We start from the raw sequence: 23,230 nt of genomic DNA, 5'->3' as shown, positions 1-23,230 counted from the left end.
CGTGGACCTGCGGAGCACGATGGTCATTGCCCTAACCGCTCGATCAATGCCGGCGCATGCACCTGGTCGGCTTTGTAGTTTCCGGTCAACGTGTACATCACGATGTTGACGCCGGCGCGGAAGGCGAATTCGCGCTGCCGCGGTTCGCCCGGCGACAATGGCAGCATCGGTTGCCCGTCGGGGCGTATCGCCCAGGCACCGGCCAGATCGTTCGAGGTGATGATAATCGGCGAGACGCCGTCACCGCCACGGGCTGGGTGGGAAGCGGCGTCCTCGTCGTCGTCGCGCGGCAGGGTCTCGACCCAGGTCTGGCCGGAGTCGAAACGGCCGGGAAAATCGCGCAACAGATAAAATGTCTTGGTCAGCACGTGCTCGCGCGGCACCGGTTCGAGTTCGGGCACGTCGAGCGAGGAGAGAATCTCGCGCAGCGTCTGCATGCCCGGCGTTTGCGAAGCGCCATTATCGCCGGGCGGCGCTTCGATGGCATCGCGCGTATCGAACAGCACCGTGCCGCCCTGCTTCATGTAGGCGTCGATCTTGTCGATCGCCTCGCGCGGCGGCTTCGGCGCGCCGGGAACCACCGGCCAGTAGATCAGCGGAAAAAATGCGAGTTCGTCATGGGCGGGGTCGATGCCAACGGGATCGCCGGCCTCGAGTGCCGTGCGCTGTGCGAGGAACAGCGTGAGGCCGGACATTCCCGCCTTCACGATGGAATCGACGTCGGCATTGCCGGTCAGCACATAAGCGAGACGGGTTTGCGTGGTGGCTTTGATCGCGAAGTCGTCGGTGGTGCTGTCGGCTCTGGTCGGCGACGGCAGCGCCAATGGCAACAGTAACGCCAGCAGCAAGGCAGCCGGCGCCACGCGCCGCCGCAACAGAGCCGCGATCCCGCCGCCGAGCAGAGCGACGATCACGGCATCGATCAGGAACAGAGCCAGCGACGACGACAACAGGATTCCGCGCAGGTCGCGCGGCTCGGAATTGGTGTAGTTGGCCTGCCTTGCGCGCAAGGAAGATGTATCGAGCGGCACGATGCGGTCCGCCGCCGCAAGCGTATTCACCGCAAGCGGTCCGTCGGCGGGGCCGTAAAATCCGGGCGGATGATCGAGGCTCGCGCGGTCGCGGAAATCGGCGGTGAGCGGCTTGGCGGTTGAAGGCGGCGGCCCAAACGCGCCAAACCCATCGAGTGTCCGGAGCGGCGCCGCCGTTTCGATGTTCGCCTCGCTCGTCGCGTCCGAAGCCGGACCCGATGCGTAACCGGAACTGTCGACGATCCGTCGCAGCATCTCGACGAACGAGCCGGACATCGGCAGATCAGACCAGCGCATGTCGGCACTGACGTGGAACAACGCCACCACTCCCTTGCCGCGGCGTTCGCCGGTGACGAGCGGCGTGCCGTCTTCCAGCGACGCCCAGCTCTTTGTCGGCAATATCGCGTCGGGCTCGGCCAGCACCTGCCGGTTGACGGTAATGTCCTTGGGCACCACGAGCCCGGCAAACGGTCCGTCGGGGGCGAAGGCTGCGAGGTGTTGCGGTTTTTCCCAGGTCAGGCTGCCGCCGAGGCTGCGACCGCCGCGGCGCAGTTTCACCGGGACCAGATCATCGTCGGCTTGCGCCAGCCGCGGTCCGGCAAAGCGCACCAGCACGCCGCCGCGTTCGATCCAGGCACTGATACGTTCGCGAATTTCCGGCGAGAGGGTGCCGACATCGGCGAGCACGATCATCGGCAGCTTCTGATCGAGGAATTGCGAGATCGCCTGTTGTGGCGCGCCGCGATCCCCTAGCCTGACATCGGCAAACGGCGCCAAAGCCCGGGTGAGATAGAAGGTCGATGCCAATAACGGCTGCGCGGTATCGTTGCTTGAGCCGGAGACCACGCCGATCGCGCGTCGGCGCCATCGTTTGTCGAGCAGTTGAACCGCGCCCGCGGAACGTTCGCCGGATATTTCGAGCCGTGCGATGTCATTGCGCAGCTCGACCGGAAGGTCGAACGATGCCTCGGTCTCGCGATTTCCCGGCGCAAAGGCAAAGCGTGCTTCGGCGATCGGCGAGCCCTTCTGGTCAAGCCCGCGCACGACGCCGGTAGTGACGTCGCCGTCGGCGCGCAGGACCTTCACCGTCATCTTGGCCGCCGCATTTTCGGCAGCCGCAAGCGCCAGCGCAGGCGGCGTGCCGCCTTCAAACACCGTGAGCGCGCGATCGCCCACAACCTTGCCCAGGCCTTCGAGGAATTCCGTGCCGCGTCCGCTATCGACGCCATCCGACAGCCATGCGATCTCGCACTCGCCGGTCGCTTTCAGGAAGCGGTCGATGATCCCAAGGGTTTCGACCCGATCGATCGAATAGGGTTTTGGCGCCAATTGACGCAGCGCGACGCGCGCGGTGCCGCCCGGCATGATCGTAATGTCGCGCGTCGGCTCCGACAGCGGGATAAGGGCGATGCCGCGCCGGTCGTTATCGGCATTGGCGATCAGTTCGTCCGCGGCTCTGACCCGGGTGTCCCAACTCGAAGCCGCACTCCAGCCGTCGTCGATCAGAATGGCGAGCGGCGCACGCGACGTAGACGCCCCGGCGGGCGGATTCCAGATCGGTCCTGCCGCGGCCAGAATGACCAGCGCCGCGGCGGCCAGACGCAAGGCCGTCAGCCACCACGGGGTGCGCGAAGGTGTTTCCTCCTTCGGTGCGATGTCGAACAACAATTGCGTGGGCGGAAACTCGATCCGCCGCGGCCGCGGCGGGATCACCCGCAACAGCCACCACAGCACGGGCAGACTCAAAAGACCCAACAGCAGCATCGGCTCGGCAAAGGAAAGCGGCAGACCTGCGATCATGCGCTGCGCCCCGCTTTGACGGTGGCGCCGCGCGCACTTGCCTTGCTGACCATCATGCCCGAATGCAGGAACAGCAACAGTTCAGCCGCCGAGCGGCTGGTGGTGTGGGTCGAGAAAAGCCAGTCGAGCTTGCCGGTTTCGGCGCGAATTTGCTCGCGATGAAGCGCGACGCGCGCGACGTAGTCGCTGGCCCAGCTCTCGGCACGTCCTGCGACAATGACATTGCCGCCTTCCGGTTCGACAAATTCAACACGTCCGGAATAGGGAAAGGTTTCTTCCGCCGGGTCGACGATCTGGATCAGCGTGCCGTGCGCGCCAGAGGCCGACAATCCCGCAAGTTTGCTGCGGATCTCGCCGATCGGCGACCAGAAATCCGACAGCAACACGATTTCGGAAAGTGGCGAGGGCACAAAGGACGGCGGCAGGCTGAGGCGGGCCGCATCATCGTGCAGCATCGCCTGTGCCATCTTGTCGATGATGTTGCGGCTTGATGTCGGGCTGACGAGGCCGGGAATGCCGACCCGCTCGCCGCCCTCGACCAAAAGCTCGGCGAGCGCAAAGGCTACGATCAGCGCGCGCTCCAGCTTGCTGTCGCGCGCGTCTTTCGACGCAAAGGCCATCGATGGCGAACGGTCCGGCCAAAGCCATACCGTGTGCGCGGCTTCCCATTCCTGCTCGCGAACATAGAGATGATCGTCGCGCGCCGATCGGCGCCAGTCGACGCGCTGGGCAGGTTCGCCGGAAACGAAGCGGCGGTACTGCCAGAAACTTTCGCCGGCGCCGGCGCGCCGCCGGCCATGCAGTCCGTGGATGACGTTGGCGGCGATTCGCCGGGCTTCGAGCACAAGGCGCGGCAGCGATGCGGCGAGCGTTCGGCTTTCGCCATCGGCACGTCGGACTGCTACGATCTCGCTAGCGCCCACTTTTCGAAGTTCATGCTCCACCTCAGCGCCTACCTTTCACGAACTTCGAAAAGTCATGGGCACTAGAAAACCTATGATTCTAGTGCCGCTTTTCCATTTGAAGTTCCTGAACAGAATTTGCCGCCCGTGGTGCAGGAACTTCAAATGGGCGGCACTAGCGCTATGCTCGGCGGCTGCAGCCATCAGCCGATCCGCGTCTTCAACTGTTTGATGACGTCGGCAATGCTGCGGCCTTCGGCGCGGGCGGAGAAGGTCAGCGCCATGCGGTGCTTGAGGACCGGCTCGGCCAGATCGAGCACGTCATCGACCGACGGCGCCAAGCGTCCGTCGAGAAGGGCGCGGGCGCGAACCGCAAGCATCAGGGATTGGCTGGCGCGCGGGCCGGGTCCCCACGCGATCAGCTTGCCGGCTTCGCCGCCTTCGGGACCCGGGCGTGCCGAGCGCACCAGCGACAGGATCGCCTCTACGACCGAATCTCCAACGGGCAGTCGCCGTACCAGCCGCTGCGCCGTGAGCAGGGTTTCGGCATCCATCGCCGCTTTCGCCAAGGTCTCGTCGGCGCCGGTGGTTTCAAACAGGATCCGGCGCTCGGCATCGCGATCCGGATAGTCGACGTCGATTTCCATCAGGAAGCGATCAAGCTGGGCTTCCGGCAATGGGTAGGTGCCTTCCTGCTCGAGCGGATTCTGTGTCGCGAGCACGTGGAACGGCTTCGGCAGATCGTGGCGGACGCCGGCGACCGTAATATGCTGTTCCTGCATGGCTTGCAGCAGCGCCGACTGGGTGCGGGGACTGGCGCGGTTGATTTCATCCGCCATCAAGAGCTGCGCGAACACAGGCCCCGAGATGAAGCGGAACGAGCGCTTGCCGGAATTGCTTTCATCCAGCACTTCCGCGCCCAGGATGTCCGATGGCATCAGGTCCGGCGTGAACTGGATGCGCTTGGCATCGAGTCCGAGCGTGATCCCTAAGGTTTCCACCAGTTTGGTTTTGGCCAGACCGGGCACGCCGATCAGAAGCGCGTGACCGCCCGAAAGGATCGTCACCAGTGTGTTTTCGATGACACGATCCTGACCGAAAATGACGGTCGAGATGGCTTCCTTCGCGCCACGTATTTGCCCTGCGACCTGCTCGGCCGAGCGAACGATGACGTCTTCGAGTTTCTCGACGCTGCTTGAACCGACCGTGTCTGCACCAGCCATCTACTTCTCCTAAAAACCTAAGTCCGATCCGCCGATCTCAACAAGCCTATGCTAAACTCACGCGAAGGTCGTGTATTTGTTGAATTAAACTATCCCCACATTATCGACATTTGGGGTTATGAACGGGATCACGATGTGGCGACTTGGGCCTGAGGAAATACGGCAGAATTCGTCCAAAATGCACGCCGCGAATGGCAGTGTGGCAACTCTGACGTTCCTTGTCAGTGTCGCCGATTTCTTCGAAGGAACGTCAGAGTCAAAGCCACACTAGAATCATATGGTTGCCGGTGTCGCTTTGGTTCTGACATTCGTAAAGGTGTCCGCCGCGATGAGGTAGGAATGTCAGAACCGGGACACCGGTCTCAGATATTTGTTTGCCTGCACCAATCGTGCCAAACCAAGCATTAGCGTTCCAATATTTCGTGTTCAAACTCACGGCAAACCATGGCGAAGCAAGGGCGGGAACCGGTTCAAAACCTTGAGGGCCTCACAGCCGCGGCGAAAAATGCTGCGAATACCGGCGCGGCCGGAAAAGGCTTGCCTCCGGTGCATCTGTGGAATCCGCCCTTTTGCGGCGATCTCGATATGCGAATCGCAGCCGACGGCACTTGGTACTATATGGGCACGCCGATCGGGCGGCCAGCTTTGGTCCGGCTGTTTTCCACGATCCTCAAGTACGAGGACGGCAAGCACTTTTTGGTGACTCCGGTGGAGAAAGTCGGCATCCGCGTCGACGACGCACCGTTTCTGGCCGTCGAAATGGTCAAGGAGCAAGACGAGGAGGGCCGGTGCTTGCGCTTTCGCACCAATGTGGATGACTGGGTGGATTGCGATGGCGCGCATCCGTTGCGATTCGAAGCCTCCGCCGAGGGCGGCCTGACGCCCTATCTGTACGTCCGCGCCGACCTGTGGGCGAAGGTCACGCGCGCGCTTTACTATGATTTGGTTGACATCGGCGAGGAGCGGATGGTCGATGGTCGCCAGATGTTCGGGGTTGCATCGGCCGGTGCGTTCTTTGCGATGGCGGATGCGGAACAAGTGAGGGGCTGAATTTGAGCGAGGCGATGGCGGAGAACGATCCCGCCGCAATCAGTTCGGCGGAGTTCTTCGATCGGGCGCGCGCACGGCTGCGCTTCGAGATTCCCGCAGGCCTCACCGATCCTGGTTTGATCCCTGCCAGCGGCGATCAGGGCACCGACCGCATGCTTGCGATCCTGGCGCGCGAGCAGCCGATCCGTCCCGCGGCGGTATTGATCGCGGTCATCGATCGCCCGCAGCCGACGGTGCTGTTGACCCAGCGCTCCGCCCATCTCAACGAACACGCCGGACAGATTTCCTTTCCGGGCGGCAAGATCGACGCAACGGACGCGTCCCCGCTCGACGCCGCGCTGCGCGAGGCGGAAGAGGAAGTCGGCTTGACGCGCGAATTCGTCGATCCGATCGGCTACCTCGACCTCTACGGAACGAGTTTTGGCTTTCGCATCCTGCCGACGGTTGCGCGGGTCAGGCCCGGCTTCACGCTGCGCATCAGTCCCGCGGAAGTCGACGATGCCTTCGAAGTCCCGCTGGCGTTCCTGATGAATCCGGCGAACCATCAGCTTCAGAGCAAGGAATTCCGCGGCGTGGAACGCTTTTACTACGCCATGCCCTACGGCGAGCGTTATATCTGGGGCGCGACAGCCGGAATCCTTCGCGTGTTGTACGAACGGATCTTTACGCCATGATTCGTCCGGCCTTGACCGAGATCGGAATTTTTCTGATCCCGTTTGTGGTCTATGCCTTGTTTCTTGTTGCCAGCCGTTCCGGCTTGCTGACGCCGTCTTCCTGGCCGGTGATCGTGGTCGGAAGATTGTTGCTTGGTTCGCTGCTGCTCGTCGTGCTCAGTCTGATATTACTGGCTCAGTTCACAGGTGCGGCACCGCATTCGACTTACGTTCCCGCGCATCTGGAGAACGGTAAGCTGGTTCCCGGGGTAGAGAAATGAGCAGCATGCGGCGACTGGATGATGCGCCGTGGTTGAAGAGCGGCCCTGCCGCCCGTGTGCTCACATTGCTGAACGGGGATGGCGAGGAGGCGCGCGTGGTGGGCGGCGCGGTTCGAAACGCGCTGCTCGATCTTCCGATCGTCGATGTCGATATCGCAACCACGGCTTTGCCAGAAGAAGTGACCCGTCGCGCCAAGGCGGCCGGTATCAAGAGTGTGCCGACCGGCATTGAGCACGGCACCGTGACGCTTGTCGTCGATGGTCATGCCTTCGAGGTCACGACGTTGCGCGAGGATACCGAGACGTTTGGCCGAAAGGCGAAGGTCGCCCTCGGCCGCGACTGGGTGCGCGATGCCGAGCGGCGCGACTTCACCATCAACGGTCTGTCGGTCGACGGGCAGGGGCTCATTCACGACTATGTGGGCGGTCTGGAAGACATCGCGGCGAGATGCGTCCGCTTCATCGGCAAGCCCGAGCAGAGAATTGCCGAGGATTATTTGCGCATCCTCCGTTTCTTCCGCATTCACGCCACTTACGGTGCTGGCGAAGTCGATCGCGCAAGCTATCTCGCCTGTATCGGCGGGCAAGCGGGTCTTGCGAGCCTGTCGGCGGAGCGGATACGCGTCGAAATATTGAAGCTGATGGTCGCGCCTGGTGCGGTGGTTGCCGTGAATGCGATGGTGGACGGTGGGCTATCGCTGCCGATCTTCGGCGGCGTCGCCTATACCGGGCCGTTTGCTGCCTCAATTTCGATCGAACGCGCGCTGGGCCTTGCGCCCGACCCGATCCGTCGGCTCGCCGCGCTTGCGGTTGCTGTCACCGAGGATGCCAGACGCATCGCCTCGCGGCTGCGTTTGACCAATGCCGAGGCCAAGGCGCTGGATTCGATGGGGCACCGCTGGTGGCGGCTCGCCGGAATGAGTGAGGCGCGGGCGCGGCGCAGGCTTTATCGTCTCGGCGAGGAGCGCTACCGCGATCGGCTGATATTGGCGTGGGCGCGCTCGGGCGATGCGAGCGATGCCGCATCCTGGCATGAACTCGCAAGCTTGCCCGCGCGCTGGAGCGCACCGAAGTTTCCGCTGAAGGCGGCCGATTTCATCGCGCGCGGCATCGCCCAGGGCCCCGACCTCGGTCAGGTGCTGGCGCTCGCGGAAGATGCCTGGCTTGCGGCGGAATTCCCGCTCGATCAGCCCTCGCTCGACGCGATCGCCGATCAAACCGCAGCGCGTCTTGCCCGCGAACCCAAATCGTAGATCTCAACGCGTGAATCTCAAGCTGTGAGCCTATCGTCCAGCTTTGCCGATATTTCGCTGATCCAACTCGTATTGCTGGCCGGCATGGCGCTCGTGGCCTCGGTCGTCGGCGGCATGGCCGGTTACGGCACCGGCGCGCTGATGCCGCTGGTTTTGGTGCCCCTGATTGGTGCCGAGCCGGTGGTGCCGATCATCGCGATCTCCGCCATCTTCAGCAATCTCAGCCGTGTCACGGCCTATCGACGTTACTTCGATCGCCGTCGCGCGCTCATTGTAATCCTGGCATCGGCGATCACGACCGCGCTCGGGGCCTATGGCTATACGATGCTGACCAGCGCGGGCGCGTCGCTGGTGATCGGCGCGATGCTGATTCTGAGCGTTCCACTGCGCCGCTTTGCCAGACGCCGGGAATTACGGATCGGCGAAACCGGATTAGGGTTTAGCGCAGTGGCTTATGGCGTCGTGGTCGGCGGCACGTCGGGCTCGGGTGTCATCCTGCTGTCGCTGCTGATGGCTTCCGGGCTTGAAGGGGCGGCCGTGATCGCGACCGATGCTGTGATTTCGCTTTCCACCGGCATCATCAAGATTTCGGTGTTCGGGCTTGCCGGCGTCGTCACCACCCGGGTGATTGCCTTTGCACTTCTGATTGGTGCGGTCGCGCTGCCCGGCGCCTTTTTGGCCAAGGGCTTTGTCGAGCGGATGCCGGTGCACCTCCACACCGCGATTCTCGACGCGGCCGTGATCATTGGCGGCGTGGTCATGATGTCGGCAGCGTTACGGCATGTGGTTTGATTAAGGCCATTTCACTTCCGGCGGCATCGACGACATGATCGAATCCACGTTGCCGCCGGTCTTGAGACCGAAAAGGGTGCCGCGGTCATAGAGCAGGTTGAACTCGACATAGCGCCCGCGCCGGATCAGTTGCTCCTCGCGGTCGGCCTCGGTCCACGGCGTTGCATAGTTGCGCCGGACCAGTTCGGGGTAAACCTTCAGGAAGGCGCGGCCGACGTCCTGAGTGAAGGCGAAATCGGCATCCCAGTCGCCGGAATCATGATGGTCGTAGAAGATGCCGCCGATGCCGCGCGGTTCCTTGCGGTGGGGCAGGTAAAAATAGTCGTCGCACCATTTCTTGTATTTGTCGTAAGGCGCGATCGCTCCATGGGCATCGCAGGCGGCCTTCATGGCGGCGTGAAAGGCAAGGGTGTCGGCATCTTGCTGGGTGCGCCGGCGGTTCAGGACCGGCGTCAGATCCGAGCCGCCGCCGAACCACGCCTTGGTCGTGGCGATAAAGCGCGTGTTCATATGGATCGCGGGAATATGCGGATTGCGTAAGTGGGCGATCAGCGAAATGCCCGATGCCCAGAAGGCGGGATCGTCGGCCGCTCCCGGAATTTGCTCACGAAACTCCGGCGCAAACTCGCCATGAACGGTCGAGCAATGCACGCCCACCTTCTCGAACAACCGCCCGTGCATCATGCCCATGACGCCACCGCCGCCGGGTTTTCCGGTGGCGTCGGTGCGTTGCCAGGGCGTACGGACGAAGCGGCCCGGGACACTTGTATTGGCGGCGCTTGTATAAAGCGCGGCCGGTGCCTCGTCTTCCAGCCGTTCGAACGCTGTGCAGATGTCGTCGCGCAAGGACTCGAACCAGGCCTTGGCGCGCGCCTTGCGTTCATCGAGCTCGGAAATATCCATGAATGAGCCGCCCTAATCCGGTGCCGCTTGAGTCTGCCGAAGTGCTTCCCCCAATGCCATAGCGACGGCCATCGCGACGTTGAGCGAGCGCAAACCGGGCTGGATCGGGATGACCAGCCGGGCATCGGCGGCCTCCGCGACAGCGGAAGGAACGCCCGCGCTTTCCCGCCCGAACAACAAGATGTCCGACGACTGGTAACGAAAATCAAGATATGGCGTGGCGGCTTTGGTCGTGAACAGGAGCAGCCGGTAGCCTTCTTGTCGGCGCCAATCCTCGAATCTGGTCCAGGAATCGTGGCGCATACAGTTGACCTGGTCGAGATAATCCATTCCGGCGCGGCGAAAATTCCGGTCCGATACGGGAAAACCGGCGGGCTCAATGATATGGGCGGCGACGCCCATGCAGGCACAAAGCCTGAGGATCGTGCCGGTATTTTGGGGGATGTCGGGCTGATAAAGTGCGATCTGCATGATTCCAACATTGGCGTCCCGGCCGGGAGATGTCACATCCATTTCACAAGGGTGGACCGACGCCGGGGATATGCGAAAAAACGCCGTGCTGCGCGGAATTAGTGCATTGCACGCGGGGCAGCCGATAGCGGGCTTGCGCTATTCTGGCAAGGGTGCCAATAGAACGATTCTGGACTGTTCTTTATCTCCGGTGGGGCCGGAAAGAGGCGGTCTTTACTGCCGCCGCGGGGGTCGCGGGCGCCGGCAGCCTCCCGGCTACCGGGACGGTTCCACCGGCTGCAGCTGATGAAAGGGTTTGGAATCGTGACGACAGCGTCTTCGGCGGAGCATCCGACACGCCGTGATTTCCTCTTCGTAGCAACGGGGGCCTTTGCCGCCGTAGGTGGGGTGGCCTCGCTTTGGCCGTTCGTTTCCCAGATGAACCCGGACGCCTCGACGATTGCGGCCGGCGCGCCGATCGAAGTCGACCTGGCGCCGATCGCCGAGGGGCAAGACATCAAGGTCTTCTGGCGCGGCAAGCCGATCTACATCAGCCACCGGACCAAGAAGCAGATTGACGAGGCCCGCAGCGTTCCGGTCTCGAGCCTGCCCGATCCGGCGACCGACCAATCCAGGGTCAAGGAAGGTCACGACCAGTGGCTGGTCGTGATCGGCATCTGCACCCACCTGGGCTGCATCCCGATTGCGCATGAGGGCAATTACGACGGGTTCTTCTGCCCCTGCCACGGCTCGCAATATGATTCCTCCGGCCGCATCCGCCAGGGGCCCGCGCCGGCGAACCTCCCTGTCCCGCCGTACCAATTCGTTTCCGATAATAAAATCCAGATCGGCTGAGGCCCGGCCGCTAGGCCGGAGACCCTTACGCCCGTCGCGTCGTCTTACTTCCCTAGGGATCGCAACATGAGCGGACCATCCGACTTCCAACCGACCAATCCCGTGATCAAGTGGATTGAACGGCGCCTTCCGATTTTCGGTCTCGTCCATTCCTCCTTCGTCGCCTATCCGACGCCACGCAACCTCAACTACTGGTGGACGTTCGGCGCCATCCTGTCGCTGATGCTGGGCGTGCAGATCCTGACGGGCATCATTCTGGCGATGCACTACACGCCGAATGCCGATCTTGCCTTCCGCTCGGTTGAGCTGCTCGTGCGCGACGTCAATTACGGCTGGCTGTTGCGCAACATGCACGCCGCCGGTGCGTCGATGTTCTTCTTCGCCGTCTACATCCACATGTTCCGCGGCCTGTATTACGGGTCATACAAGGAGCCGCGCGAAGTGCTGTGGATCCTCGGCGTCATCATCTACCTCCTGATGATGGCAACCGGCTTCATGGGCTACGTGCTGCCGTGGGGCCAGATGAGCTTCTGGGGCGCCACCGTCATCACCAATCTTTTCTCCGCCATTCCCTATGTCGGCGACAGCATCGTGACGCTGCTCTGGGGTGGTTACTCCGTCGGCAACCCGACGCTGAACCGGTTCTTCTCGCTGCACTACCTGCTGCCGTTCCTGATCGCAGGCGTCGTGGTGCTGCACGTCTGGGCGCTGCATGTCGCGGGCCAGAACAACCCGGCCGGCGTCGAGGCGAAGACCGAAAAGGACACCGTGGCGTTCACGCCTTACGCCACCATCAAGGATATGTTCGGCGTCTCCTGCTTCCTGATCTTCTACGCCTGGTTCATTTTCTACATGCCGAACTATCTCGGCGATGCCGATAACTACGTTCCGGCGAACCCCGGCGTGACGCCGGCTCATATCGTGCCCGAATGGTACTACCTGCCGTTCTACGCGATCCTGCGCTCGATCCCGAACAAGCTCGCCGGCGTCATCGCGATGTTCTCGGCGATCGTGGTGCTGGCGTTCCTGCCCTGGCTCGATAGCGCCAAAACGCGTTCGTCCAAGTATCGCCCGCTCGCCAAGCAGTTCTTCTGGATCTTCGTCGTGGTGTGCGTGCTGCTCGGCTATCTCGGGGCGCAGCCGCCGGAAGGCATCTACGTCATTGCCGGACGTATCCTCACCGTCTGCTATTTCGCCTATTTCCTGATCCTGCTGCCGCTACTGTCCCGGATCGAAACGCCGCGGCCGCTTCCCAATTCGATCGCCGATGACGTGCTCGCCAAGTACGGCAAGAAGGTTGCTTCGATCGCGGTCGCGTTTGTGGTCGCGGGCGGCCTCATTGCCGGCAGCGCGCAGAATGCGCGGGCCGACGAAGAGGTAACGCCGCCGTCGCAGAGCTGGTCGTTTTCCGGTCCGTTCGGAAAATACGACCGCGGCTCGCTGCAGCGCGGCCTGAAGATCTACAAGGAAGTCTGCTCGAACTGTCACGGGCTTTCCTATATCGCCTTCCGCAATCTCGCCGATGTCGGCGGTCCCGGCTATTCTGTGGCGCAGGCGGCGGCGTTCGCGTCCGACTACAAGATCAAGGACGGCCCGAACGACGCCGGCGACATGTTCGACCGGCCCGGACGGCCCGCCGACTATTTCCCCTCGCCGTTCCCGAACGAGCAGGCGGCGCGCGCGGCCAATGGCGGCGGCCTGCCTCCGGACCTCTCGCTGATCGCGAAGGCGCGTTCCTATGAACGTGGTTTCCCCAAGTTCATCTTCGATTTCTTCACCCAGTTCCAGGAACAGGGACCGAACTACGTGTCCGCGATTCTGCAAGGGTATGAGAAGAAGCCGGCCGACGTCGCACTGCCCGAGGGCACCTACTACAACAAGTATTTCCCCGGCCACGCCATCAAGATGCCGCAGCCTCTGACCAATGGGCAGGTGACGTTCGACGACGGCTCGCCGGCGACGCTGCCGCAATATGCGCACGACATCGCGACCTTCCTGATGTGGGCGGCGGAGCCGCAGATGGAGGCCCGCAAACATCTTGGTTTGCAGGTTTTCGTGTTCCTGATCCTCTCAGACTGATGACAAAGTCCTCGCCATTGGCGGGGACTTTTGATTCACTAGGGGATGCTTCGCAAACCCACGCCGCAACAGACCGCATTTGAGATGGTCAGTCTCGAGGGTCTGGTTCCGAAGGATCACCTGCTTCGCAAGATCGAAGCGGCGATCGATTTTTGCTTTATCCATGATCGAGTTGCCGGACTTTATTGCCCTGACAACGGCCGCCCGCCGCTTGATCCGACACTGATGTTCAAGGCGCTTTTCATCGGCTATCTGTTTGGGGTTCGCTCGGAACGGCAGTTGGTGCGTGAGATCGAGGTCAACGTCGCCTACCGCTGGTTTTTTAGCGCTGCAACTGACCGAGCCGGTATTTGACGCCTCGACGCTGAGCCAGAACCGCCGTCGCCGTTTCAACGGTGGCCCAGGACATCTTCGACGCCATTGTCGAGCAAGCAATTGCCAAGGGTCTGGTAGACGGCACGGTGCTCTACACCGACTCCACGCATTTGAAGGCCAACGCCAATAAGAACCGCTACGATCTGGCCGTGATCGCCAAGTCCCGCTCAGATTATTGGGACGCTCTGGATGAGGCGATTGATCAGGATCGGGAAGCCCACGACAAGCCACCCCTGAAGCCAAAGCCCCGCGACCCCGTTGCCAAAGAGACCAAGGTCTCCCGCACGGATCCTCAGAGTGGCTACATGGTGCGCGACGGCAAGCCGAAGGGCTTCTTCTATCTCGACCACCGAACAGTTGATGGCCGGCTCGGCATCATCACCGACACCTACGCCACACCGGCCAATGTCCATGACTCCATCGTCTACCTCGGCCGGCTTGATCGCCAGCGCGAGCGCTTCGGTTTTGACGTCGGCGCCGTCGGACTGGATGCCGGCTACGCCACAAGCGGGATTGCCAGGGGCCTCGAAGAGCGCGGCATCCCGGGAGTGATCGGCTATCGCCGTCCGACCCCGCCGAGACCTGGCATGATGGCAAGCAGGCAGTTCCTCTACGAGGCTGCGACTGACGGCTACCGCTGCCCGCAAGGTCAATTGCTCAACTACGCCACCACGGACCGGACCGGCTACCGCCACTATAAAAGTGATCCAAATATCTGCAGAAGCTGCCCGCTGCTGGCTTCATGCACCTCAAGCCGCAATGCCACCCGACTGATCACGCGCCATGTCTGGGCCGACGCGCGCGAACGAACCGACGCCCATCGTCTCACTCCCTGGGGAAAGCGCATCTACAAGCGGCGCAAGGAGACGGTCGAACGTTCCTTTGCCGACGCCAAACAACTTCACGGCCATCGCTACGCCCGCTTCCGCGGTCTCTTGGCTGTCACCGCCCAGTGCCTGCTCGCCGCCGCCGCTCAGAACATCAAGAAAATCGCCCTTGCTCTCGCTCCAAAGCCCGCCTGGGCCTGAGCAGCTCCGTTAATCCCCCCACCAACACCCAAAAAACAAACCCCGCCAAAATCGGCGGGGTTTGTCAGCAGTCTGAGCTCCCTGACGGGGGCTTTTTATTTCACCGTCATTCCGGGTTCGATGCTAACGCATCGCCCCGGAATGACGGAACGAGATAGCGAACTGTGAATTGCGTCCGTGCCGTAGAGCGGCCAGAATACTCAGCGATCCCGTCTTCAGAAACAGGAGGAAACATGGGCACCAGCATCTCCTTCAAACGTCCCGACGGCAAGGAAGCGCACGGCTATCTCGCCAATGCGGCCAAAGGCGACGCGCCCGGGATCGTCGTGATCCAGGAATGGTGGGGACTTCAGGACCAGATCAAGGGCCTGTGCGATCGCTTCGCCGTCGCCGGTTTCGATGCACTGGCGCCCGATCTCTACAAGGGCAAGGTTGTGCCGTATCACGACACGGATGCCGCCGGTAAAGAGATGAACTCGCTCGATTTCATGGATGCGACGACGCAGACGGTGCGCGGCGCCGCGCAGTTTCTCGCGCGAAACGGCGCCAAAGTCGGCCTGACCGGTTTCTGCCTCGGCGGCGCCGTCACGATCATCGGCGCCACCAAAATTCCCGAGTTGACTGCGGGCGTGGTGTTCTACGGCATTCCGCCGGCGGCTGCGGCCAAGCCTGCGGACGTCAAGATTCCCTTGCAGGCGCATTTCGCCAGCAAGGACGACTGGTGCACCCCGCAACTGGTCGATGGCTTCGAGAAGGCGATGAAGGAGGCAGGCAAGTCGCTCGAACTGTTCCGCTACAATGCCGACCACGCTTTCGTCAACGAACAGCGCATGTCGGTGCACGACCGCAAGGCGGCGGAACTGGCGTGGGATCGCGCCACGGCCTTTTTCCGGAAGCATCTGGGGTGAGGTTTTCGGCCCCTTCCGTCGACGGGCGTCGCACATCGCGCCCGTTAACCCTTGACGTCCCCGCCCGGCCATGGTGAGTCACACCTCATGAGCATCGCGGTATACGCCTGTCGTCTTTGGTGGCGCACCTCCTAAAGAGGTGGCCGGTGCGATTGTATTAACTTTCATCGTTCAAGGGCCGCCATCGCAGGCGGCCTTCGTTTGTCCTGTGTGGCGTTCCCTCGGCGAGTTTCGTAAGAGGATCTCATGAACAGGACCGTGTTTTCTTTGCCTGACCATAGCGAGTGCCGCACCCGCGGCGGGCTCCTGATTACGCGTTCGGTTGAGCATTTTTCAGGCGGCGCCAGCAGGCTCGACGATCTGATCGAACTGCTCGATCGCCGCCGCGGCGTGGTGCTGTCGTCCGGCACGACAGTGCCGGGCCGCTATGAGAGCTTTGACCTCGGTTTTGCCGATCCGCCTCTTCAATTGCAGACAACCGGCGTGAATTTCTCGCTTTCCGCGCTCAACGCGCGCGGCGAAGTTCTGATCGCGTTCCTGGGCGATGTACTCCGTGAACCCTGCGTGGTCATTACCGAGCGCAGCGCCGGCCGGCTTGCCGGCCATGTCCTGCGTGGCGAGGCGCCCGTCGATGAAGATCAGCGCACCCGCAGAGCCAGCGTGATGTCGCTGGTGCGCGATCTCGTGGCAGCCTTCGGCTCAAACGACGATTCAATGCTCGGCCTGTTCGGCGCCTTTGCCTACGACCTCGTGTTCCAGATCGAGGATCTGGTGCAGAAGCGCGCGCGAGAGAGCGACCAGCGCGACATCGTATTGTTCGTACCCGACCGGCTGCTTGCCTATGACCGCGCCACCGCGCAAGGCGTGGTGCTGAGCTACGACTTTGCCTGGAACGACAAGTCGTCAAAGGGGCTGTCGCGCGATACTACCGAGAGTGTCTATGCGCGGACGCCGCGGCAGGGGTTCGCCGATCACGCAGCCGGCGAGTATCAGGCGACGGTGGAAACCGCACGTGCTGCGTTTGCGCGCGGCGACTTGTTCGAAGCGGTCCCCGGGCAACTGTTCGGCGAGCCTTGCGAGCGCTCGCCCGCGGAAGTGTTTCAGCGGCTGTGCCGGATCAACCCGTCGCCTTACGGGGCGCTGATGAATCTCGGCGACGGCGAGTTTCTGGTCGCCGCATCGCCCGAGATGTTCGTGCGCTCCGACGGAAGGCGGATCGAGACCTGTCCGATTTCCGGCACCATCGCGCGCGGGGTCGATGCGATCGGCGATGCCGAACAGATACGGCAGCTGTTGAATTCGCAGAAAGACGAATTCGAACTCAACATGTGCACCGACGTCGACCGCAACGACAAGGCGCGCGTCTGCGTGCCCGGCACCATCAAGGTTCTGGCGCGGCGTCAGATCGAGACCTATTCGAAGCTGTTCCACACCGTCGATCATGTCGAGGGTATGCTGCGCCCGGGCTTCGATTCCCTCGATGCGTTCCTGACCCACGCCTGGGCGGTCACGGTGACCGGTGCGCCGAAATTATGGGCCATGCAGTTCGTCGAAGACCATGAGCGTTCGCCGCGGCGCTGGTATGCCGGCGCGATCGGCGTGGTGAATTTCGACGGCGGTATCAATACCGGCCTCACCATCCGCACCATCCGCATGAAAGACGGCCTCGCGGAAGTGCGCGTCGGCGCGACCTGTCTGTTCGATTCAGACCCAGCCGCCGAGGATCGCGAATGTCAGGTCAAGGCGGCCGCTCTGTTTCAAGCCTTGCGCGGCGATCCCCCAAAGCGGCTTTCGACGTTTGCGCCTGACGCCACCGGCTCGGGCAAGCGCGTCCTGCTGATCGACCACGACGACAGTTTCGTGCACATGCTTGCGGATTATTTCCGTCAGGTCGGTGCCAGCGTAACGGTCGTCAGATACGTCCATGCCCGGCAAATGCTTGAAAGCGCCAGCTACGATCTGCTCGTGCTCTCGCCCGGTCCCGGCCGGCCGGAAGATTTTGCCATCGCGGCTACGATCGACGCGGCGCTGGCCAGGAAGTTGCCGATCTTTGGCGTTTGCCTCGGCGTGCAGGCAATCGGCGAGTATTTCGGTGGCCGGTTGGGGCAGTTGCAGCAACCGGCGCACGGACGGCCGTCGCGGGTGCAGGTGGGGGGCGGGCGGTTGATGCAGAACCTGCCCAATGAAATCGTGATCGGGCGGTATCATTCTCTTTATGTCGAGCGCGACAGCATGCCGGACGTGCTACAGGTAACCGCAAGCACCGAGGACGGGGTGGCGATGGCGCTCGAGCACAAGACCTTGCCGGTTGCCGGCGTGCAGTTTCACCCGGAATCGCTGATGTCGCTCGGCGGCGAGGTGGGCTTGCGTATTGTCGAAAATGCTTTCCGGCTGGATTTGCCGCGGCATTGAGCATAACGAACGGAATTTGAAAGAGGCAATCATGACCGTCGAATACGATTTAAAGGCCACGGTACGCACGATTCCGGACTACCCGAAACCGGGGATCATGTTCCGTGACATCACCACACTGTTAGGCGATGCGCGCGCTTTCCGCCGGGCGGTGGATGAGCTGGTTCAGCCCTGGGCGGGATCGAAGATCGACAAGATCGCCGGCATCGAAGCGCGGGGGTTTATCCTCGGCGGCGCGCTGGCGCATCAGGTCTCTGCTGGTTTCGTGCCGATCCGCAAGCGGGGCAAGCTGCCGCATACCACGGTCCGCATCGCCTATTCGCTCGAATATGGCGTCGACGAGATGGAGATGCATGTCGATGCCATTCATCCAGGCGAGCGCGTGATCCTGATCGACGACCTGATCGCGACCGGAGGCACTGCCGAAGGCGCGGTCAAGCTGTTGCGCCAGATCGGCGCCAATGTAGTGGCCGCCTGCTTCATCATCGATTTGCCTGAACTCGGCGGTGCTGCAAAACTGCGCGCGATGGATGTCGCGGTCCGCACCCTGATGACGTTTGACGGGCATTGAACGGGCGCTGCGACGAGGCGTCAGCGTTCAAGCGGCACTTTGCTGAAGACGAAGTTATTGCGATAATCCTTGGCCTTCCAGAACCACTCGCTGTCCTGTCTCTGGTGGACGGCCGGATCGAACTGTGAGACCGGAAGCAGGCGACGGCCATCGACGAAGCTGCCGGAATAGCCGAGTGCAGTCAGATAGGCGAATACGTCGGCCATGCTCGCACCCTGCAAATGGCGGCTTTCGCATTCGAAGATGAGAAGCGGCGATTGTTCGCGCAGAATTCGCTCCGCCCCCTTGAAGACCTCGAGTTCGGCGCCTTCGACATCCACTTTCATCAGCGCGATGCGCTGGGCCTGATCGAAGTAGTCGTCGAGCCGCACCATTGGAACCGAGATCGTTTCGAAGCGGCCGGAGCCGGCGACCTTGGCCACCAGCGATGCACTCGGCAATTGACCTTCCGGCACGAACAGATCGGCGTGGCCGGCCCGCGAAAACACCGCCTTCTGTTCGACTTTCACATTGTCCAATCCGAGGCTGCGCGTCAGCCGGAGAAGCAAATTCGCGAAAGTCGGCTGCGGCTCGAAAGCGATGACCTGACCCTTGCTGCACCAGCGCGACAACCAGAAAACAAAGCTGCCTTTATTGGCACCGATGTCGCACACCGTATCGGTCGGCCTGACGTGCCGCCGGATCAGGGCGAGCTCGATTTTCTCGTCGAGAAGACGAGCTCTCAGAGCGCGAAAGACGAGGTGTTGGCTATCGCGCGACAGCCATGCGAGAGGGGTGGACAAAATCGGAAGGTCTATGACTGTTGCAGGATGAGGCTCAGTTCGAGTTCGCGGAAGCTGAAGTAGTTCCGTCGAATCCATTGATGCAGTTCGGTGGAGGAATCCTTCTCGCTTCGCAAATAGTCGGTGAACGAGAAGGAGAGCCGGTCGATATAGGTCTTGAGAAACGTCGGCAATGCTCCAATGCGCAGGATTTTCCCCGCCGAGAAGGCCTGCGGCAGCTCGCCGCGCACGATATATTCATTGTCGACGGTCACGAGCGAACTCGGCGGAATCTGACGCTGCAGCGTCGGATAGCTTCGTGCCGAGACGCGGTCGGTATCTCCGACGAACAGCACGACCGGTACGACGCCGCGGCGGACGGCCTCTTTCACAAATCCGATTTCTTCGGTCATCTTGAAGAATTCGTCGAATGCATGGAAACCGAGGTCGATCACCTTGGCGACGCCGTCATCGACGATCACGCGGTCCATCAGCGCCATCTTGCCGAAAGTGTTGTCGACTTCGGCCGTCTCGGTAATGTCGGGCAGATATTCCAGGAGCGACGGCTCCTTGAGATTGACGTCGAAGGCGGTCACCTCGCCGCTCTTCAATAGCAGAAATTCGCTCAACAAACGCGCAACCAGCGTCTTTCCGACCAGCGGGCGGGGCGAGCAAATGATATAGACGGGTGTGTGGCGCATCACGCGCTATATCAGGCGAATTTGAACCCTATTCCAGTCCAATTGGGCCGGCAGCGCAATTATTTTTCGCCGCGTGAACTCGGTTTGGTCGATCCGACGATGTCGGTCAGTTTGATGCGGTCGTATTCGCTCCAGACATTGGCGAGCCAGTGCCGGACATATCCGCGCAGCACGAAGGAATAGTTCGCAGCCTCGTCGCTGATGCCCTTGTTGGCGACGAATTTCAGGAATGGAACCGAAGCGACTTCCACCTGCTCGTAGGCCATTTCGTTCAATTTGGGGATCACGAGGTCGGTCGCATCCTTGATCTTATGAAAATACGAGTTGTAGGTGGCCTGATCCCACTGGAAGAACTGGGTGTCGTTGATGAAGTTCTTCACCAGGAAATAGCGCGCCCCGCCCATGAAGCTCGAGGTTTCCGCGATTTCGTCCAGGGAGGCGATCGAGGGCCCGAGAATGTGGAACACGGCAAAGGTGATCTGCCCGGACTTGGCGGCATCGAGGAAGCCGATGTCGCGCAAGGAGGCGAGTGCCGGCGACAGCAGTCCGGCGCGGACGTCGATCACGGTGACCGAAGGCGAGACCGCGTTCAGCGTATCGAAGATCTTCATCTGGTCCGAGGTCGTCGTCATGTCGACGATCTCGGTGATGTCGGGGTGGAAGCGCTTCAGCGTGCCGCGCGGGGACTCGGTGTCGAAGGCGCGGGTCAAGACATTATTGGCGCTGAAATAATCCAAAAGCGTCCGCGAGACGGTGGTCTTGCCGACCCCGCCTTTGTCCGCGCCTACCACGATAACTGCCGGCTTCGCCATGAACCTACCTGTGTCATCCCTGTTGGGAACATCGCTCCGCACCGAACCAGACATCTGGTTCAGGAGAGACCGGGACGGACCCGGATCATGTCCCTAAACCCCCAAGCGACCGGGCATCCCCGATCAAATCGAAGCTCCCTGCATGCTTTGGGTGGGAAGATGGCAGAAACAAGGGAGAATTCAATTCATTAGAAGCGGATTGGCCCAATCATACGGCGTCGTTAACGCTAGGAGGCGGCTTCAGGGTGGCCGCTTGCGACTTTTCTCAACTGCGGCGGGCGTTTAGTGGCGTCCCCAGGGCCCAGTTAGAGGTCCGGCGGAAGGCCCGCTCGAAGGTCGGGTCGCGCTGTCCCAAGGACCTGCCGATGGGCCTGATGGGCCGGCGCCGGCGGGGTCCGTGGCGTCGTTCCAGGGGCCCTTCGGCAGGGGCGGCGGCGTTTGTCCGTCCACGGCCCGGGTTTGATCATCCGGTCCTTCCGTCGGCGCGGAGGGCAACGCAAGTGGCCCGGGATCGCGCCCGCCGGCGAATTTGACCAGCGCCTGGACGCGAGCATCGACGGAAGGGTGGGTGGCAAACAGGTCGGAAAAGCCCTGGCGTGGATTGTCGAGGCACAATTCCATCACGGCCGAGGTTGCGCCCGGCAGCTCGCCGCGGTTTTCGATCTTGCGCAGCGCTGAAATCATGGCGTCCGGATTCTTGGTCAGTTCGACCGAACCGGCGTCGGCGAGATACTCGCGCGAGCGCGACAGCGCCAGCCGCACCAGCTGCGACAACGCCCAGGCCAGCGCGATCAGCGCGACGGCGATGATGATGACAATGATGGCGCCGCCAGCCGAGCTTCTCTTGTTGTCCGACGAGGAGGACTGTTCAGAGGAAGAAGATGACCACGAGCCTCGTCCGTACCCGCCGTAATAGCCGAAATTGGTGAAGCTGCGGAAAAACAGTTCGGCGAAGAAGCCGACCACACCTGCGATGATCACCGCGATCACCATCATCTGCACGTCGCCGTTGCGGATGTGGGTGAGCTCGTGGCCGAGCACGGCCTCGACCTCCTGATCGTTCAACGCGTTCAGAAGGCCCGTGGTGACGGTGACGGCGTATTGGCGCTGATTGAGCCCGGTCGCGTAGGCATTCAGCGCATCGCTTTCGACGATCTTCAGCTTCGGCATCGGGATGCCGCGCGAGATGCAGAGATTTTCCAGCAGATTATAGAGCCGCGGCTGCTGCTGCCGCGTCACATCCTCGCCGCCGGTGACCGCATCCACGATCTTCTGATGGAAGAAATAGGCGATCGCGATCCACAGCAGCGCGCCGCCGGTGGCAAACGGAAAGGCCTTGATCAGATCATGTGCGGCGGCAGTTAGGTAATAGTCAGCCGGCGCGCCTGCGCCATAGGTCAAGACCTCCGCGATCAACGCGCCGGCATAGACCATCACGTAGACGAGCACGAACAGGCCGCCGAGCAGCAGGATCGAGCGGGTCTTGTTGGCCGCAATGTGCGTGTAAAGACCGTAGGCCGCCATGGCGCGGAACCCCGTCAGTCACCGTCAGTCGCAACTGCCGCGATCAGAATTTCACCTGTGGCGCGGCCTCGACTTCGGTCCGGCTGGCGCCGAGATCGAAGAAATCCTTGCGGGTAAAACCGAACATCCCGGCGAACAGGGCGGCCGGCATCTGCTGGATGCCGGTGTTGTATTCCTGGACCGCGTTGTTGAAAAAACGCCGGCTGGCCGCGATCTTGTTTTCGAGATCCGAGAGCTCGGTCGCAAGCTGCTGGAAATTGGCGTTGGCCTTGAGGTCCGGATAGGCCTCCGACAGCGCGATCAGCCGGCCGAGCGCGCCGCTCAGCTGGTTTTCCGCCGCCGACACCTGGGCCGGACCCTGCGCCGACATCGCGGAGTTGCGCGCCTTGATGACGTCGTCGAGCGTGCCGCGCTCGTGCGACGCGTACCCCTTCACCGTTTCGACCAGGTTCGGAATCAGGTCATGACGCTGTTTGAGCTGCACGTCGATATCGGCAAAGGCCTGGTTGACGCGCTGGCTGAGCGCGACCAGCCGGTTATACGCGCCGAAGGCAAACAGGACGACAACGACAATGACGCCAAGGATGATCCAGCCGGACATGGAAACAAGCTCCTGATGCAATAACAGATGCCGGGCAAACTGACCCCGCAGCCGCGGCCTGAGGTGGGTATCTCGTTAGTCGGCCGCAAGGCCGGATTGTTCAACCGCAGCGTTGTCGGACCGGGTTAACTTTAGTCCGTCAAGACCTTAGTGTCCGACTCATAATGATTTCATTTGATTTCAAGCTCTTGCGAGGCGCCGCGTGAGGGTTCGGATGTGGGCGACGAACGCCCATGCGACTGCGCTGGCGATTGTCGCTTCGAAA

Annotated in this window: 20 protein-coding genes and 1 pseudogene; 11 read left to right on the top strand and 10 right to left on the bottom strand. The window is 62.0% G+C overall.

Annotated features, from left to right (window positions below; all coding sequences use genetic code 11):
- Positions 1-23: 23 nt before the first annotated feature.
- The 3 genes from ABSE61_RS30215 to ABSE61_RS30205 form a co-directional block, all read right to left on the bottom strand.
- A complete protein-coding gene (locus ABSE61_RS30215; RefSeq protein WP_423874842.1) occupies positions 24-2,828 on the bottom strand; it encodes a DUF4159 domain-containing protein in 2,805 nt (934 codons plus the stop codon).
- Positions 2,828-3,754 carry a DUF58 domain-containing protein gene (locus ABSE61_RS30210; protein WP_423874823.1) on the bottom strand — a complete coding sequence of 309 codons (927 nt, stop codon included), beginning with the start codon at positions 3,752-3,754 and terminating at the stop codon, positions 2,828-2,830. Before ABSE61_RS30210 ends, ABSE61_RS30215 begins: the two co-directional genes overlap by 1 nt.
- Positions 3,755-3,936: 182 nt before the next feature.
- Positions 3,937-4,956, bottom strand: coding sequence for an AAA family ATPase (locus tag ABSE61_RS30205; RefSeq protein ID WP_423874822.1), 1,020 nt, complete (start codon positions 4,954-4,956; stop codon positions 3,937-3,939).
- Between the two features lie 444 nt (positions 4,957-5,400).
- On the opposite strand from ABSE61_RS30205, the gene ABSE61_RS30200 reads away from it, so the two are divergent.
- The 5 genes from ABSE61_RS30200 to ABSE61_RS30180 all read left to right on the top strand — a co-directional run bounded on the left by ABSE61_RS30200 (position 5,401) and on the right by ABSE61_RS30180 (position 8,985).
- Positions 5,401-6,006, top strand: coding sequence for a DUF1285 domain-containing protein (locus tag ABSE61_RS30200; protein WP_423874821.1), 606 nt, complete (start codon positions 5,401-5,403; stop codon positions 6,004-6,006).
- Between the two features lie 14 nt (positions 6,007-6,020).
- A complete protein-coding gene (locus tag ABSE61_RS30195; protein WP_423874841.1) occupies positions 6,021-6,680 on the top strand; it encodes a CoA pyrophosphatase in 660 nt (219 codons plus the stop codon).
- Complete coding sequence (locus ABSE61_RS30190; RefSeq protein WP_423874820.1) at positions 6,677-6,940, top strand: DUF6111 family protein; 264 nt, start codon at positions 6,677-6,679, stop codon at positions 6,938-6,940. The genes ABSE61_RS30195 and ABSE61_RS30190 overlap by 4 nt, the downstream gene beginning before the upstream one ends.
- Positions 6,937-8,193, top strand: coding sequence for a CCA tRNA nucleotidyltransferase (locus tag ABSE61_RS30185; protein ID WP_423874819.1), 1,257 nt, complete (start codon positions 6,937-6,939; stop codon positions 8,191-8,193). The genes ABSE61_RS30190 and ABSE61_RS30185 overlap by 4 nt, the downstream gene beginning before the upstream one ends.
- A gap of 84 nt (positions 8,194-8,277) precedes the next feature.
- Positions 8,278-8,985, top strand: coding sequence for a sulfite exporter TauE/SafE family protein (locus ABSE61_RS30180; protein WP_423874840.1), 708 nt, complete (start codon positions 8,278-8,280; stop codon positions 8,983-8,985).
- Here the strand turns inward: ABSE61_RS30180 and hemF are convergent, their stop codons facing one another.
- Both hemF and ABSE61_RS30170 read right to left on the bottom strand, forming a co-directional pair.
- Positions 8,986-9,888 (bottom strand): oxygen-dependent coproporphyrinogen oxidase, encoded by a 903-nt coding sequence (gene hemF, locus ABSE61_RS30175; protein WP_423874818.1) that lies wholly within the window; start codon positions 9,886-9,888, stop codon positions 8,986-8,988.
- A gap of 12 nt (positions 9,889-9,900) precedes the next feature.
- Positions 9,901-10,359 (bottom strand): tRNA (cytidine(34)-2'-O)-methyltransferase, encoded by a 459-nt coding sequence (locus ABSE61_RS30170; RefSeq protein ID WP_423874839.1) that lies wholly within the window; start codon positions 10,357-10,359, stop codon positions 9,901-9,903.
- A 303-nt stretch (positions 10,360-10,662) separates the two neighbouring features.
- On the opposite strand from ABSE61_RS30170, the gene petA reads away from it, so the two are divergent.
- The 6 genes and pseudogenes from petA to ABSE61_RS30140 all read left to right on the top strand — a co-directional run bounded on the left by petA (position 10,663) and on the right by ABSE61_RS30140 (position 18,566).
- A complete protein-coding gene (petA, locus tag ABSE61_RS30165; protein ID WP_423874838.1) occupies positions 10,663-11,193 on the top strand; it encodes a ubiquinol-cytochrome c reductase iron-sulfur subunit in 531 nt (176 codons plus the stop codon).
- 66 nt (positions 11,194-11,259) lie between these two features.
- The gene (locus tag ABSE61_RS30160) at positions 11,260-13,272 is read left to right on the top strand and encodes a cytochrome c1 (RefSeq protein ID WP_423874817.1); all 2,013 of its coding nucleotides are present in this window, start codon (positions 11,260-11,262) and stop codon (positions 13,270-13,272) included.
- A 45-nt stretch (positions 13,273-13,317) separates the two neighbouring features.
- Positions 13,318-14,675: pseudogene (locus tag ABSE61_RS30155) on the top strand (IS1182 family transposase).
- A 233-nt stretch (positions 14,676-14,908) separates the two neighbouring features.
- On the top strand, positions 14,909-15,583 hold the full coding sequence (locus tag ABSE61_RS30150; RefSeq protein WP_423874816.1) for a dienelactone hydrolase family protein: 675 nt from the start codon (positions 14,909-14,911) through the stop codon (positions 15,581-15,583).
- 246 nt (positions 15,584-15,829) lie between these two features.
- Positions 15,830-17,995 (top strand): anthranilate synthase component I, encoded by a 2,166-nt coding sequence (locus ABSE61_RS30145; protein ID WP_423874815.1) that lies wholly within the window; start codon positions 15,830-15,832, stop codon positions 17,993-17,995.
- 31 nt (positions 17,996-18,026) lie between these two features.
- Complete coding sequence (locus tag ABSE61_RS30140) at positions 18,027-18,566, top strand: adenine phosphoribosyltransferase (protein ID WP_423874814.1); 540 nt, start codon at positions 18,027-18,029, stop codon at positions 18,564-18,566.
- Positions 18,567-18,586: 20 nt separating this feature from the next.
- On the opposite strand, the gene ABSE61_RS30135 is transcribed toward ABSE61_RS30140, so the two are convergent.
- The 5 genes from ABSE61_RS30135 to ABSE61_RS30115 form a co-directional block, all read right to left on the bottom strand.
- Positions 18,587-19,348, bottom strand: a complete 762-nt coding sequence (locus tag ABSE61_RS30135; protein ID WP_423874813.1) for an FkbM family methyltransferase — start codon at positions 19,346-19,348, stop codon at positions 18,587-18,589.
- Between the two features lie 11 nt (positions 19,349-19,359).
- On the bottom strand, positions 19,360-20,028 hold the full coding sequence (locus ABSE61_RS30130) for a hypothetical protein (RefSeq protein ID WP_423874837.1): 669 nt from the start codon (positions 20,026-20,028) through the stop codon (positions 19,360-19,362).
- A 59-nt stretch (positions 20,029-20,087) separates the two neighbouring features.
- The gene (locus tag ABSE61_RS30125; protein ID WP_423874812.1) at positions 20,088-20,840 is read right to left on the bottom strand and encodes a P-loop NTPase family protein; all 753 of its coding nucleotides are present in this window, start codon (positions 20,838-20,840) and stop codon (positions 20,088-20,090) included.
- Between the two features lie 282 nt (positions 20,841-21,122).
- Positions 21,123-22,364 (bottom strand): M48 family metallopeptidase, encoded by a 1,242-nt coding sequence (locus tag ABSE61_RS30120; protein WP_423874811.1) that lies wholly within the window; start codon positions 22,362-22,364, stop codon positions 21,123-21,125.
- A 43-nt stretch (positions 22,365-22,407) separates the two neighbouring features.
- Positions 22,408-22,965, bottom strand: a complete 558-nt coding sequence (locus ABSE61_RS30115; RefSeq protein ID WP_423874810.1) for a LemA family protein — start codon at positions 22,963-22,965, stop codon at positions 22,408-22,410.
- Positions 22,966-23,230 lie beyond the last annotated feature (265 nt).

Source organism: Bradyrhizobium sp., assembly GCF_049519115.1.
Taxonomy (GTDB): domain Bacteria; phylum Pseudomonadota; class Alphaproteobacteria; order Rhizobiales; family Xanthobacteraceae; genus Bradyrhizobium.
This window is presented reverse-complemented; position numbering and strand designations above follow the sequence as displayed.

Bases quoted from the DNA above. Each gene is read 5' to 3' on its own strand.
- ABSE61_RS30130 (WP_423874837.1), bottom strand. From the start codon at position 20,028: ATGCGCCACACACCCGTCTATATCATTTGCTCGCCCCGCCCGCTGGTC.
- ABSE61_RS30115 (WP_423874810.1), bottom strand. From the start codon at position 22,965: ATGTCCGGCTGGATCATCCTTGGCGTCATTGTCGTTGTCGTCCTGTTT.
- ABSE61_RS30145 (WP_423874815.1), top strand. From the start codon at position 15,830: ATGAACAGGACCGTGTTTTCTTTGCCTGACCATAGCGAGTGCCGCACC.
- ABSE61_RS30185 (WP_423874819.1), top strand. From the start codon at position 6,937: ATGAGCAGCATGCGGCGACTGGATGATGCGCCGTGGTTGAAGAGCGGC.
- ABSE61_RS30160 (WP_423874817.1), top strand. From the start codon at position 11,260: ATGAGCGGACCATCCGACTTCCAACCGACCAATCCCGTGATCAAGTGG.
- ABSE61_RS30125 (WP_423874812.1), bottom strand. From the start codon at position 20,840: ATGGCGAAGCCGGCAGTTATCGTGGTAGGCGCGGACAAAGGCGGGGTC.
- ABSE61_RS30140 (WP_423874814.1), top strand. From the start codon at position 18,027: ATGACCGTCGAATACGATTTAAAGGCCACGGTACGCACGATTCCGGAC.
- ABSE61_RS30200 (WP_423874821.1), top strand. From the start codon at position 5,401: ATGGCGAAGCAAGGGCGGGAACCGGTTCAAAACCTTGAGGGCCTCACA.
- ABSE61_RS30170 (WP_423874839.1), bottom strand. From the start codon at position 10,359: ATGCAGATCGCACTTTATCAGCCCGACATCCCCCAAAATACCGGCACG.
- ABSE61_RS30190 (WP_423874820.1), top strand. From the start codon at position 6,677: ATGATTCGTCCGGCCTTGACCGAGATCGGAATTTTTCTGATCCCGTTT.
- ABSE61_RS30120 (WP_423874811.1), bottom strand. From the start codon at position 22,364: ATGGCGGCCTACGGTCTTTACACGCACATTGCGGCCAACAAGACCCGC.
- ABSE61_RS30150 (WP_423874816.1), top strand. From the start codon at position 14,909: ATGGGCACCAGCATCTCCTTCAAACGTCCCGACGGCAAGGAAGCGCAC.
- ABSE61_RS30205 (WP_423874822.1), bottom strand. From the start codon at position 4,956: ATGGCTGGTGCAGACACGGTCGGTTCAAGCAGCGTCGAGAAACTCGAA.
- ABSE61_RS30195 (WP_423874841.1), top strand. From the start codon at position 6,021: ATGGCGGAGAACGATCCCGCCGCAATCAGTTCGGCGGAGTTCTTCGAT.
- ABSE61_RS30180 (WP_423874840.1), top strand. From the start codon at position 8,278: ATGGCGCTCGTGGCCTCGGTCGTCGGCGGCATGGCCGGTTACGGCACC.
- hemF (WP_423874818.1), bottom strand. From the start codon at position 9,888: ATGGATATTTCCGAGCTCGATGAACGCAAGGCGCGCGCCAAGGCCTGG.